The organism is Streptomyces sp. JH002 (assembly GCF_050916115.1).
Taxonomy (GTDB): domain Bacteria; phylum Actinomycetota; class Actinomycetes; order Streptomycetales; family Streptomycetaceae; genus Streptomyces; species Streptomyces xiamenensis.
On record NZ_CP087989.1, the window covers coordinates 2,844,764 to 2,857,584 of the forward strand.

Below are 12,821 nucleotides of genomic sequence, written 5' to 3' on the forward strand. Positions count from 1 at the left end.
CGGTATGCGTGTACGGCCGGCAACGGGGCCGGTTTTCAGTTTTCGGGCGCTGAGAACCGGCGAGGGCAGTGCTTTGACCATCTCACCCGTGACTTGCGAACCGTTTGCCGCACACTTGCCAAATGCTTGCGCAGGGTGCGCAGGGCGAGTGGCGTGCCGAACGACGCCACCGGAGGGAACAGCCGGCACACCCCCCGGCGTTCACACTCGACACGCTCAACGCGTCAAGCGGGAACCGCACGGCGACGGTCTAGCATGATCAACAACCGTCCCCCCCAGTTCAACGGCGGACGGGACATCCTCAGCGGGGGGGATTGGAAAGCCGCCTGGTGGTAGAAATCGACATACGGGTCTCCATGCTCGGCCCGCTGGCCATCGGCCGCAAAGGGCAGGATCTCAACCTCGGGCCACACCTGCGGCGCGTCCTGCTGATCCGGCTGCTTCTGGAGAACAGCCGCTCCGTTCCCGTCGATGTGCTGTGCGAGGATGTCTGGCAGGGGAGACCGCCACCCAGCGCGGTCACGACCCTGTATTCGCATGTGAGCAGACTACGCGACGTCCTCGAACCCTCACGCTCGCGCCGAGCGGGCCACGAGGTCCTCGCCCGGGAGTCCACGGGCTATGCCCTGTTGCTGCCCGAAGAAGTCCGCGACACCGCGCGCTTCGAGCGATTGGTCGTGAGTGCCCGGCAGCTGCTGGCGGACGGCCGGGCCGCGCAGGCCCGGTCGGAGATCGACCGTGCGCTGGCCCTGTGGCGGGGCACGGCGCTCGCGGACGTCGAGCATCACAGATTCGCGATGCGCGAGTCGGCCCGATTGACGGAACTGCGCCTGCAAGCGGTGGAGCTGCGCACGGAAGCGCTGCTGAACGAGGGGGAGTTCGAACAGGCCGTGCTGGTGGCCGAGGACCTGACGGCTCGCCATCCCCTGCGGGAGAGGACCTGGAACCTCTTACTCCGGTCCCTCTACCTGTCCGGACGTCCCGCCGACGCCCTGCAGCGCTTCGACGAAGTACGCCGACGGCTCGGTGAGGAACTCGGCGTCGACCCGGGTCCCGAACTGCGCGGCACGCACCAGGCGATCCTGAACCACGACATCCGGCTGGAGCATCCGGCTCCACGCGGGCCGACCCGTGACGGGAGCCGGCCCCAGGGTGAGCGCATACCCCGGCGCGAAACGCACGACGTCCTGTCGCGGCCCGCACAACTCCCCGCCGACCTGTCCACGTTCGTCGGAAGGTCGGCCCAACTGGCCCGGCTGCGGAAGTCGGTCGACGAGGAGCAGGCCGGAACGACCACCCGGGCGGTACAGATCGACGGGGCGGCCGGCAGTGGAAAGACCGCCCTCGCCGTCCACTGGGCCCACCGGGCCGCCGACACCTTCCCCGACGGACAGCTCTTCGTCAATCTGCGCGGCTACGACCAGTCCGACCGGCCTTTGAACCCGGCCGATGCCCTGGACGACTTCCTGGGTGCGTTCGACGTGCCGCAGGCCCGCGTCCCGGCGGGCCTCGACGCGAAGATCGCCATGTTCCGCAGCCTGCTGGCCCGCCGCCGTGTGCTGGTCGTCCTGGACAACGGACTCGACGAAGGCCAGGTCCGGCCGCTGCTGCCGAGCACCCGCGGTTCCATGGCTCTGGTGACCAGCCGTGCCCAGTTGCCCGGCCTGATCGTCACGCACGACGTCCGTCCGATGACCCTGGGCGTCTTCTCCCCGGAAGAGGCACGTCAGGCCATGGCCCAACGCCTCGGCGCGGATCAGATCGAGGCCCATCCCGAAGCGGTGCGGGACATCATCGACCTCTGCGGGCGGCTGCCCCTGGCGCTGGCCATCGTCGCCACGGTCGCACAGACCCGCCCGAACCACGCGCTGCCCCACATAGCGGACGAGCTGCGCCGGGCCGGCGGAAGCCTGGACCTGTTCACCGGGGCCGATGCCAACACCGACCTGCGGACGGTCCTCTCGTGGTCCTACCGGGTCCTGAGCGCGGACGCGGCGCGCCTGTTCCGCCTGCTCTCCCTTTCCGACACGGCCTGGATATCCGCGCCGGCGGCCGCGAGCCTCGCGGGAGTGACGACCTCGACGGTGCGGCCCCTGCTGGAGGAGCTGACCCGCCAGCATCTCCTCGGCGTGCAGCGCCCCGACCGGTACGTCCTGACCGGTCTCAACCGCGCCTACGCCTCGGAGCTGGCTCGCCGTCATGACAGCGCTGTCGACCGCCGCGCGGCACGAGCCCGGCTCACGCGGCAGTTCCCTCCGGCGAACGGACGCCTGGGCACCAGCAGGTGAGGCGGGGGATGGCCTCGCGATACGTCCCCGCGGGAAGACCTTCGTCTCCCTCCGCCGCACCCTCGCCCCCAGGTCACGGCCCGAGCGCGCCGCCGTCGCACGGACCCCCCGTCCCGGCGCCCCGCGCCGGTGGTGCGCCCGGACCCCGACCGCCGGCCGACCGATGGCCGTATCGTGGCCTCCGGCACGGACCGTACGGGGGAGGTCACCGGTCACGATGACATGGGAAGAAGAATGGGCGGCGGCGAAGCAGACCGCCCGCGAGGACATGACGCGCACCCGTCTGAACTCCGACGAGGCGGGCAACGGCGGCTCCGCCCCGGGACGCACCGACCTGAGCGTCCCGCTGGACGTCCTGCGCTCGGCGTCGAGCGCGTCCCGCGATGTGGAGAGCGACCTGCGGCCCGTCATCGACGACGCCATCGCCAAGGCCCACGCGGCCGGGGAGTCCCTCCAGGGGTGGGACCTCGGCCCGCGGCTGACCATCACGGCGGACAAGTGGGGCGACAAGCTGTGTGAGACCTCCGACCGGCTCATCGGCCACGCCGACGGGCTCGACATGCTCTCGTACGGCATGTCCGAGACCGACATGGAAATCGGCCGCCAGTTCCGCAAGTGGGGCACGGTCTGATGCCCGAGAAGTTCCGCGAACTGATGACCCAGGACTTCAGCGCCCTCGCGGAGGTCGCCACCGCGTGGACCCGCATGGCCGAGGCGCTGCTGGAGGCCCAGGAGGAGTCGTACCAGCGGGTCTCGGCCCCGCTGATCGCCGCCGACTGGACCGGCCAGGCGGCGACCAGCGGGCTGCGCTCCATGGAGGTGGCCCAGAGCATCCTGCACACCGCCGCGATCAACATGACCCTCATGGCGACCGCGCTGCGCCGGGCCAACCGCACAATGCAGATCGCCCAGGTGAAGCTGCGCAGCGCGGTCGAGGGCGCGGAGGCCGACGGCTTCACGGTCCGCGAGGACGGCTGGGTCGAACCCCGCGAGCTGGACCCCGAGATGCGCAACGACCCGGACTACGAGCGGCTTTCCCAGGCGGCGAACGCCGGTCTGGGCGAGTACCGGCGGCAGATCGAACAGGCGGTCGCGGACGCCACGAGCGCCGCGGCTGCGGCCGCCGGGGTACTCCGGGATGTCGACTGGTTCACCTTCGACAAGGAGTACGGGCGCGAGGCTGCCCTGGAACTGGCGGCGCGGATGGGCGCACGGCTCGACATCGGCGCGAACGTGGAGGACATCCCCGAGGACGGGACCCCCGACGCCAACGCCCGCTGGTGGAACGGCATGAGCCAGAGCCAGCGCGAGGCGTACCTGCTCTACTTCCCGGCCGAGGTCGGCGCCTTGGACGGCCTCCCGACCGCCGACCGGGACATCGCCAACCGGCGGGCATTGGACGCCCTGCTGGAGGAGTACGCGGCGAGAGAGCACACCCACGGCATCCACGACGGCATGGCCTACGCGGGCCTGACCCACCTTCGCGAACAACTCGACCTGGCGGCGGGCGCGGAGGGCGACAAGCAGCTCTACCTGCTGGGCTTCGACACCTCCCACGACGGCCAGTACGTCCTCGCCCAGGGCAACCCGGACACGGCGGCCCACACGGCGATCCTGGTCCCGGGCACGGGCACGGACATGACCTCGGCAGGCGGCCAGATCGCACGGATCGACCGGATGCAGACGGCAGCGCAGGAATTCACCGATGAAGAAGTGGCCGTGGTCTCCTGGCTCGGGTATGACGCACCTGAGATTCCCAGCGGCGTGGCCACGACAGGTCGCGCCGATGCAGGTGCAGCTGACCTGCGAGAATTCACCGCTGGGCTCGACGCGGCCCACACGACCGGGAACAACCATCTCACTGTGATGGGACACAGCTACGGCTCCACGATGGTGGGTGCCGCCGACAAGGGCGGCGAAGGGCTGGGGGCCGATGACGTCATCGTCGTCGGAAGTCCCGGCATGTCGGTGAGCAAGGCACGAGACCTTCACATCGACCCGGAACACCTGTGGGTCGGCACGGCGGATGACGACCCCATCCCCCGCCACCTCAGCGAACAGACACTGGGCGTCGGCCCCCACAAGAGCTACTTCGGAGCGCAGGAGATGTACGTCGACACATCGGGCCACAGCGGCTACTGGGACGAGGGAAGCGAAAGCTTGAGGAACATCGGCCGTATCGTCGCCGGGGACAAGCCCGTAACTGGAGATGCCGGCCGGTGAGGCAGATGAAGTGCGCTGCGCGCATTCTGGTTGCGACTATGGCTGTCGCGTTCGCGCTGGGAGGTTGCATGTCGAGCGGTGCCAATGACCCACTTCCGCGCATGAGCCAAGAGGACGCCGAGGCCTGGTCCAGACACTGGATCGAGTCCATGGCCCGCACCGCTGGCGGAGAGATCGCGGAAGACACCAAGAAGGTCAATTTCTACGCGTGCCTCGGCAGGAACGGCGAGGTCGCGGAGGACGGACGTTTCGAGCATTCCTATTCTGCTCGCATCGAACTCCCTCCGGAGGACCACGCGCAGGCGGTTCTCGACATCCGCGAAATCCTGGAGGAGAAGGGTTTCGAGATCAGCGGTTACCGTTCAGACCCGACGGTATCCCCTGCGAACGCTCTTGATGCCCGGCACCCGGAAGAGGGCCAGTCGGTCACCGCCCAGGATTTCACCGGAAACGAGAACCATCTGCTCCTTATCGTCTCCACCCCCTGTCTCCTCCCGCCGGACGTCGAGCAGCAGCAGTTCTGACCGTCTCGCGATACGCCGGGACTGAAGCACAACCCATCGCTGTCACCTCGAAGAGGGGGGTGACGCGCACGTGGGTGCGTGATCGGTGTTCAGGCGCGTCGCCGGAGCAGCAACCATCCGGTCAGGCCGACGAGCAGGACGACGGCGGTGCCACCGAGGATCCAGGGCAGAGGGCTACTGTCGTCGCTAGTGGCGGCGGCTTCCGCCTCCGGTCCGGGGGCGGGCTCGGCACTGTCGTCCGGCGCCGTTTCGGGTGTCGGCTCGGGCGTGGCCGGGGGCACGAGGGCGGCTTCCCAGTCGCGGAAGATCGGCGGACTGTCGGGGTCTCCCGGGTTGCCCTCCCCATCGATGATGACGCGGTCCGGCCGCACAATGCCGTACCCGGTGAAGTCATCCCGCCGCTGATCGTCCGACCGGCCGGCAGTGTTGAGCATCACCCGCAACACCTGGTTCTTCGTCCAGTCCGGGTGCTGCGACCAGATCAGCGCGGCAGAGGCCGACGCCAAGGCGGCAGCTGCGCTCGTCCCCCCACCCTCGATCAGACAGAGGGAGCCGCCCAGATCGCCGCAGTACGCGGGAACACCGTTGCCGGGAGCGGCGATGGCTACGTGCGCGCCGGACGTGGAGTAGGAGGACCTCTCACCGTCACTCTTCACGGCGCCGACACCCACGACACCGTCAAGGCTCGCCGGCGGTTGAACCGTGTTCGCCCTCTCCCCTTCGTTACCAACAGAAGCGAAGAAAAGTATGCCCTGCCTGGCCGCTTCTTCTGCCATTTCAGACAGTGGCCCCGCCGCGCCAATGATGTCTTCCCGTGTACCGGAGATGTTGATAGTGTCCACCTCCGAATCAATGGCGTATTGAATACCCTCTACCCATCGAGCGACACCACTGATGGAGAAATCGCCACTTTCAACGATGCGAACGGGAAGAATTTTGACACCTGGAGCAATGCCTCGAATTCCGTTTCCATCTCCCGTTCCAGCGATGAGCGCTGCCATGTGAGTACCGTGTCCGTCGGTGTCCACGTGTGCACCTTCGGCACGCCCAGTGAGATCGGCGCCTTCGAGGACTCGGCCTTCCAGCTCGGGGAGCGAGCTGTCGACACCACTGTCGATGACGGCGACAGTGATGCCTTCACCCTTCGCGTGTTCCCACATCTCTTCGACTCGCAGGGTGTCGAAGTACCAAGGGTGTTGGGGAGTGTCGGCTGCTTGGGCCGCCGGCGCGGTAGCGAGTAGGGCGGTGAGGGCAAGAGTGATGGCGAGGGCCCGGCGGGTGGGGATCATGGCTGCTGCCTGTCGTCCTTGCTCTCGTCTTTCGATGGGGCGACAAATGGGCCCGAGCGGGGATCAGGCGCGTCGCCGGAGCAGCAACCATCCGGTCAGGCCGACGAGCACAACTGCGGCGGTGCCGCCGAGGATCCAGGGTAGAGGGCTGCCGTCGTCGCTAGTGGCGGCGGCTTCCGCCTCGGGTCCCGGGGCGGGTTCGGCACTGTCGTCCGGCGTCGTTTCGGGTGTCGGCTCGGGCGTGGCGGGCGGGACAAGGCCCGCTTCCCAGTCGCGGAAGATCGGCGGGCTGTCGGGGTCTCCCGGGTCGCCCTCCCCATCCACGATGACGCGGTCGGGTCGGACAATGCCGTACCCGGTGTAGTCATCCCGCCGCTGGTCATCGGACCGCTCGGCGGTGTTGAGCATCACCCGAAGGACCTGGTTCTTCGTCCAGTCCGGGTGCTGCGACCAGATCAGCGCGGCGGAGGCGGAGGCGAGAGCGGTGGCGGAACTCGTTCCACCTTCCTCGCGGACACACGCCGGCCCGGAGAGACCGTCGCAATGGCCGGGAACGTCGTTCCCGGGGGCGGCAAGGGTCACCTGCGGACCGTAGGTCGAGTACGGAATGTGTTCCCCGGTCCTGTCCACCGCGCCGACGCTCACGACGCCTTCGAGAGAGTTGGGGGCGGAGGGGTTGTTCAGTCCCTCACCGTCGTTTCCGCTCCCCGCGAAGATGAGTACATCGTTGCGGGCCGCGGTGGCGAGTGCCGCAGCCATGGCCTGGCGAGTCGGGTCATCGTGTGGGCTGGCCTGAGAAATATTGATCACCTGGGCACCGGACTCAACCGCGTATTCGATGGCCGCAGCCCATCTGGCCGGCAGTTCTGTCGTCATGCCCCCGTTGGTCACCCGGATGGGCAGGACCTGAGCTTCCGGCGCGAGACCCTGGATGCCCTGTCCTTCGCCGGTGCCCGCGATGAGTGCGGCCATGTCGGTGCCATGTCCGTCGGTGTCGACATGGGCGCCCTGTGGGGAGGCGGTGAGGTCGGTGCCATCGAGGACCTGGCCTTGCAGTTCGGGGAGGGTGAGGTCGACGCCGCTGTCGATGACGGCGACGGTGATGCCTTCACCCTTCGTGTGTTCCCAGATGTCATCGACGCGGAGGGTGTCGAAGTACCAGGGGTGTTGGGGGGTGCCGGCTGCTTGTGCGGTGGTGGGTGCGGTGGCGAGTAGGGCGGTGAGGGCAAGGGTGGTGGCGAGGGCCCGGCGGGTGGGGGTCATGGCTGCTGCCTGTCGTCCTTGCTTTCGTTCTTCTTTTTCTTCTTCTTGCTCTTGTTCTTGGGGCCCTGGCCAGGGAGTCCGATGACGCCGGTGGGTTTGGGCAAGGACCGTGCGCGCCCACGGCCGGTGGTAGGTCCGTCAACGGTCGCCTTCCCATAAGTGGGACGCGGAGTTGCGGGCTGGTCGCCTTTGGAAGGGGTGAGACGGGAATTGGCGGCGTTCATGCCGGGCTGGATCACCCCACCCGGCGGGATCCGCGATGCCACGGTCGGCTTCGCGTTCGGCACCGGTTTCCCCCCGAGCAGACCGTAGTTGTTCGCCCGGCCCCAGGGATTACCCCCGCCCGAGCCAGCACTGGGGCCTCCACCCGTCATGGGTGGGCGGCCTAGCGGAGTTTGCTGGCCACCAGGCGTTCCGAGACCGGCAGGACGACCCACGTGCGGCGGCTGCGAACCCGGCCCCATGGGCGGGCCGGACGGCCGCACCGGCGGAACCTGGCCCGCCCCACCACCCCGAGCCGGACCCTGCTGACCGGGCGCCGGCCATCCCGGCATCGGCCCGGTAACCGGCTGCTGAGAAACGCCGCCACCTGGCACCGGCCGTTCCGGGGCCATCGCAGCAGGAGGCGTGGACGGAGCCACAGGAGGAGCACCGCCGTTCGTCACTGTCGCCACCGAATCCAACGATGTACCAATGTCGGAAACTTCCCTCTCCGGCACACGCGGGATGACTGCTCCCGTTGCCGCTTGAGAGGGCGCATCGGCTGGTGAGGGAACAGCGTTGAAGGACCCACGGGAGGGGGTAACGTCCGGCTGGGGCACGGGATGTGTCACGTTCCACGCGGGTGGCGACCCTGAACCGACTTGCGGCGAAGGGCTGGTAGGGAACGGGCTGATGCCAGGACCTACATCGAACCTCTCAAAGACGGGCTCCGGTGCACCGTTGATACTCGTCGCCGATGCCCGGTACACCCCACCCAGCCGACTGATGACGCGGATGGCCTCTTGACGCGAGGTCTCGTCGACACCCTGCCCCATGGGGAGAATCGACCGATACTCCGGGTCTGCATTCTGCTCGAGGAAGATCTCCGGTACTGGAGGCATCTCGCTCTGGGCCTGGCGCAGGGCGACACCAGCGTTCGTCATCGCCGAGCTGACAAGGGATGCATACGTCTTGAGGTTGTCGGAGTCCTGATAGAAACGGATGACCCAGTCACGAAACGCATCCGCCGTCTGCCCCTCCCACTGCAGTGCCTTGGCGGCCGACCAGATCTGACGTCCCAGATCGGATACCTGTTCAGCCGCATTGTTCAAGGCCTCACCGCGCTGGATCAACGCATCGGGGTTTGCTCCCCTCAGCATCGCCGCCAGGTCTCGGTGGGACATGGCCTGCAATTGCGCTTCCGAGTGGTCCTCAGACCCATGGCCCCAGTACGTCCCCTGGTACCCCCCAGAATCCTCCACGACCGATCCCCTCCCCAACTACCCCTTCGCCGGGCAAGACGCCTGGCGCCCAGGATACGTTCCGCTGCCGACGCGCTCCGGTGTGCCACCGTTTCCACAGCTGGACATCCGGTGCGGAGGAGCGGGCGCCGTCAGCGGGGCGGCCGATACGGCGGGGTTCGCCCCCCGTCTGGGCTCATGCCCGGCTGGGGAACGTGACGTCGGCCAGGTCGCAGGAGAGGTCCCACAGCCGGGAGGCGTCCTCCGGGTTGCGGGCCGAGCGATAGATCTTCTCCTCGGTCGCCGCGCCCGTGAGGTGTCCCAATCCGCGCGGGCCGTAGAAGCATCCACCCCCGGCATCGGGGCTGGTCGCCGCGTGGAGCGCGGGGCGCAGCCCGCCCTCCACGCGCTGGACGGGCCAGCCGAGCGGCGCGAACAGCCGGAACCCGGCATCGAAGGGTGCCCTGCCGCCACCCATCCTCGGCCCCGCGCTCTGCAAGTTGGTCCGGGTGAACCCGGGATGGGCGACGTTGCTGGTGATGCCCCAGCCGTTGGCCCGGCTGCGGCGGTCCAGTTCCAGGCCGAAGAGCATGGTGGCCAGCTTCGACTGGCTGTACACGGGCCAGGGCTTGTAGCCGCGCTGGAACTGGAGGTCCGGCCAGTTCATCGTCCTGGCCAGGGCGGCGGCCAGGGCGGACTGGGTGGTGACCCGGGCGCGGCCGGCGATGAGCAGCGGCAGGATGCGGGCCACCAGGGCGAAGTGCCCCAGGTAGTTGGTGGCGAATTGCAGTTCCAGGCCGTCGGCGGTGGTGTGCCGGGTGGGGGGTGTCATGACGGCCGCGTTGTTGATCAGGATGTGGATCGGCCGCCCTTCGTCGTTCAGGCGGTCCGCCAGCGCCGCGACCGACGTGAGCGATGCCAGGTCCAGCGCGCGCAGGGAGGAGTTGCCGCCGATCCGTTCCAGAGCGGCCCGGCCCTTGGCCTCGTTGCGCACCGGGATGATGACCTCGGCGCCGGCCAGGGCGAGGCGGTGTGCCAGCCCGAGCCCGATGCCGTCGCTGCCGCCGGTGACGACGGCGAGCTTCCCTTGCAGATCCAGTGTGTCCATGACCCGATCGTCAGTGGTCCGCCGCCACGGGGGCAGAGAGCGTTCATCGGGGGATCGGCGGTCCCTGGCTCGCCCACCCGCACCAACGGATACTCGCTCGCATGGACCGTGCAGCTCTGGCCGATTTCCTGCGCCGCCGCCGTGAGGCCCTCCGGCCGGAGGATGTCGCGCTGCCCCCCGGAGTACGCCGACGCACCCGGGGCCTGCGGCGTGAGGAGGTCGCGTCCCTCGCCGTGATGTCGACGGACTACTACACGCGGCTGGAACAGCGGCGCGGTCCGCAGCCCAGCAAGCACATGCTGGCCTCGCTCGCCCGGGCCCTGCGGCTGACGGGCGACGAACGCGACTACCTGTACCGGGTGTCCGGCCACAACGCCCCGGCCTCGCTGTCGGCCTCCCCGCACGTCGCCCCCGCCCTGCTGCGGGTCCTGGACCGCCTCGACGACACTCCGGCGCTCATCCTGACGGAGTTGGGCGAGACGCTGGTGCAGAACGCGATGGCCGTCGCCCTGTTCGGGGACGCGTCGCGGCACACGGGTCCGGCCCGCAGCGCGATCTACCGCTGGTTCACCGATCCCGCCGAACGATCCGTCTATCCCGAGGCCGACCGTCACCGGCAGAGCCGCGCCCAGGTGGCGAACCTGCGTGCCGCCCACGGACTGCGCGGCCCCCGGTCGCAGGCCGGTGAGTTGGTGCGCGCCCTGGGGGCGGCGAGCGAGGAGTTCGCCGCGCTGTGGGAGCGGCACGAGGTCGCGCAGCGCTTCGAGGACCACAAGACGCTCCTCCACCCCGAGGTCGGCCCGATCGAACTGGACTGTCAGGCCCTGTTCACCGAGGACCAGTCCCAGACGCTGCTCGTGCTCACCGCGCCGCCACGGTCTCCCGGGGACGAGAAGCTGCAACTCCTCGCCGTGCTCGGGCTGGACCGCTTCAGCGACGCGGAGCGGTAGCCGCTCCCGTCCGGGAGGAGCGGGCGACGTGAACGGAGGTCGGTCTCACGACCAAGGGCCCGCGTTGCGCGGCCACCCGTACCTCCGCCGCAGCGTTGGGAAGGCCCGTCCGGTCGGCGGGCGACGGCGCGCCGTGGCGCTGTCAGGGGTGTCCCTGCCGCTCCGTGCAGGAGGTCGCGGCGGGGAAGCGGCCGGCGGTGAACGCGGCCGGTGGGACGCCCATGAGGCGGCGGAACTCCCCCGTCATGTGGGACTGGTCGTAGTACCCCGCCGACGCCGCGATGTCCGCCCACCGTCCCGGCACCGCACCCGCCGCCAGTACGGTCCGCAGCCGGTCGATGCGCGCGAAGCGCTTCGGGGACAGGCCGGTGCCGTCCAGGAACAGGGTGTGCAGGCGGCGCTCACTCAGGTTCAGCCGGGCCGCCGCCGCGGCGACCGTGCCACCGGCCAGCAGCCGCGCGGCCTCGTCCAGCCGGGCAGCGGGCCCCGGCAGGCCGGACCACGCCCCGTCGAGCGCGGTCACCGGGTCGGTGGCGAGCTGGTCGATGTCCAGTCCCGGCAGGGCGCGCAGGGGCAGGACGCGGTCCGCGAGATCGCGCAGCGGACGCCCGAGCAGGGCTTGCGCGCGCCCCGGCCGCATGCGGACCCGCACGCACGAGTGGCCGGCCCCGCCCGCGTGATAGGCGGCCCGGGTACGGGGCCCCATCACGATCAGCTCGCGCCGTTCGACGCGCAGCAGAAGGGTGGTGGCATGGTCGGGCACGTCGACCGCTGTCGGCCCGGCCGTCGCCGTGGCGACATCGATCCCGGACACCCAACGCAGCAGAGCGGGCGGCACGTTGAGGGAACCCACCGCTCCACGATAGTGCCGAAACTTCCTATCCGGAGGTGTGGAGGCGCTGCCATCGTCGGATGCATGATCCTGATCACCGGTGCCACGGGCACCATCGGCAGCCATGTCGTACGCCTCCTCTCCGAACAGGGCGTACCGTTCCGGGCGATGTCCCGCCGCGCCCAACCGGGTCACGTGCGGGCGGACTTCGAGGACCCGGCCTCGCTGGAACGAGCGCTCACGGGCGTCGACACGGTCTTCCTGGTGACCGTGCCGCCCCAGCCGACGGCGGACCACGACCTCGCCCTGGTGCGAGCCGCACACGCGGCCGGGGTCCGGAAGATCGTCAAGCTGTCGGCGATCGGCAGCGGCGGGATCTTCGGCGGACAGACCATCGGCGCGTGGCACGTCGCCGCCGAGGAGGCGATCGAGTCCGGCGGGTTCGCGTGGACGATGCTCCGCCCCGGGACCTTCGCCTCGAACGTCCTGCCCCACCGGGCCCTGATCCTGGCCGGGGAACCCGTCCCGAACCTGGCCGGTGACGCCCGGCAGGCCGTCATCGACCCGAGAGAGGTGGCCGCGGTCGCCGTCGCCGCCCTGACCGGCGACGCACACGACGGACAGCGGTACGACCTGACCGGCCCGGAGTTGCTGACGTTCGCCGACCAGGCGTCGATCCTGGGGCGGGTGCTGGGGCGGACGGTGCGGATCACGGACGGCACGGACCTCCTCGGCCGGTTGCCGGCCGAGGTCGTCACCGGCATCGACTGGGCCCGCGCGGGCGGCACGGCCTACCTCACGGACCATGTACGACGGATACTCGGCCGCCCGGCGGGCACCTTCGAGCAGTGGGTACGCGACCACCGGGCGGCCTTCGCGGGAACACCCTGATCCGGCACGGC

The 12,821-nt window shown here is 69.6% G+C and carries 10 protein-coding genes; 6 read left to right on the forward strand and 4 right to left on the reverse strand.

Going from position 1 to position 12,821, the window contains the following annotated elements:
* Positions 1-329 precede the first annotated feature (329 nt).
* From H7827_RS12855 to H7827_RS12870, 4 genes are all read left to right on the forward strand, one after another.
* Entirely contained in the window at positions 330-2,288 is a 1,959-nt protein-coding gene (locus tag H7827_RS12855; RefSeq protein WP_432745120.1) for a BTAD domain-containing putative transcriptional regulator, read from the forward strand.
* A gap of 217 nt (positions 2,289-2,505) precedes the next feature.
* The gene (locus H7827_RS12860) at positions 2,506-2,919 is read left to right on the forward strand and encodes a hypothetical protein (protein WP_432745122.1); all 414 of its coding nucleotides are present in this window, start codon (positions 2,506-2,508) and stop codon (positions 2,917-2,919) included.
* Positions 2,919-4,511: an alpha/beta hydrolase gene (locus H7827_RS12865; RefSeq protein WP_432745125.1), complete on the forward strand. Its 1,593-nt coding sequence runs from the start codon at positions 2,919-2,921 to the stop codon at positions 4,509-4,511. Before H7827_RS12860 ends, H7827_RS12865 begins: the two co-directional genes overlap by 1 nt.
* Positions 4,512-4,612: 101 nt before the next feature.
* Positions 4,613-5,035, forward strand: a complete 423-nt coding sequence (locus H7827_RS12870; protein ID WP_432745127.1) for a hypothetical protein — start codon at positions 4,613-4,615, stop codon at positions 5,033-5,035.
* A gap of 89 nt (positions 5,036-5,124) precedes the next feature.
* Here H7827_RS12870 and H7827_RS12875 read toward each other — a convergent pair whose 3' ends face one another.
* From H7827_RS12875 to H7827_RS12885, 3 genes are all read right to left on the reverse strand, one after another.
* Positions 5,125-6,324 carry a S8 family serine peptidase gene (locus H7827_RS12875; RefSeq protein WP_432745130.1) on the reverse strand — a complete coding sequence of 400 codons (1,200 nt, stop codon included), beginning with the start codon at positions 6,322-6,324 and terminating at the stop codon, positions 5,125-5,127.
* A gap of 63 nt (positions 6,325-6,387) precedes the next feature.
* Positions 6,388-7,587, reverse strand: a complete 1,200-nt coding sequence (locus tag H7827_RS12880) for a S8 family serine peptidase (protein WP_432745132.1) — start codon at positions 7,585-7,587, stop codon at positions 6,388-6,390.
* 1,638 nt (positions 7,588-9,225) lie between these two features.
* Positions 9,226-10,137: an SDR family oxidoreductase gene (locus tag H7827_RS12885; protein ID WP_432745135.1), complete on the reverse strand. Its 912-nt coding sequence runs from the start codon at positions 10,135-10,137 to the stop codon at positions 9,226-9,228.
* 101 nt (positions 10,138-10,238) lie between these two features.
* Here H7827_RS12885 and H7827_RS12890 point away from each other — a divergent pair, with 101 nt between their 5' ends.
* Positions 10,239-11,087, forward strand: a complete 849-nt coding sequence (locus tag H7827_RS12890) for a helix-turn-helix transcriptional regulator (protein WP_432745137.1) — start codon at positions 10,239-10,241, stop codon at positions 11,085-11,087.
* 142 nt (positions 11,088-11,229) lie between these two features.
* Here H7827_RS12890 and H7827_RS12895 read toward each other — a convergent pair whose 3' ends face one another.
* Positions 11,230-11,940: a helix-turn-helix domain-containing protein gene (locus tag H7827_RS12895; RefSeq protein ID WP_432745140.1), complete on the reverse strand. Its 711-nt coding sequence runs from the start codon at positions 11,938-11,940 to the stop codon at positions 11,230-11,232.
* 63 nt (positions 11,941-12,003) lie between these two features.
* On the opposite strand from H7827_RS12895, the gene H7827_RS12900 reads away from it, so the two are divergent.
* Positions 12,004-12,810: an NAD(P)H-binding protein gene (locus tag H7827_RS12900; RefSeq protein ID WP_432745142.1), complete on the forward strand. Its 807-nt coding sequence runs from the start codon at positions 12,004-12,006 to the stop codon at positions 12,808-12,810.
* Positions 12,811-12,821: the final 11 nt, after the last annotated feature.

Bases quoted from the DNA above. Each gene is read 5' to 3' on its own strand.
- H7827_RS12870 (WP_432745127.1), top strand. From the start codon at position 4,613: ATGAGCCAAGAGGACGCCGAGGCCTGGTCCAGACACTGGATCGAGTCC.
- H7827_RS12875 (WP_432745130.1), bottom strand. From the start codon at position 6,324: ATGATCCCCACCCGCCGGGCCCTCGCCATCACTCTTGCCCTCACCGCC.
- H7827_RS12885 (WP_432745135.1), bottom strand. From the start codon at position 10,137: ATGGACACACTGGATCTGCAAGGGAAGCTCGCCGTCGTCACCGGCGGC.
- H7827_RS12890 (WP_432745137.1), top strand. From the start codon at position 10,239: ATGGACCGTGCAGCTCTGGCCGATTTCCTGCGCCGCCGCCGTGAGGCC.
- H7827_RS12900 (WP_432745142.1), top strand. From the start codon at position 12,004: ATGATCCTGATCACCGGTGCCACGGGCACCATCGGCAGCCATGTCGTA.
- H7827_RS12860 (WP_432745122.1), top strand. From the start codon at position 2,506: ATGACATGGGAAGAAGAATGGGCGGCGGCGAAGCAGACCGCCCGCGAG.
- H7827_RS12865 (WP_432745125.1), top strand. From the start codon at position 2,919: ATGCCCGAGAAGTTCCGCGAACTGATGACCCAGGACTTCAGCGCCCTC.
- H7827_RS12880 (WP_432745132.1), bottom strand. From the start codon at position 7,587: ATGACCCCCACCCGCCGGGCCCTCGCCACCACCCTTGCCCTCACCGCC.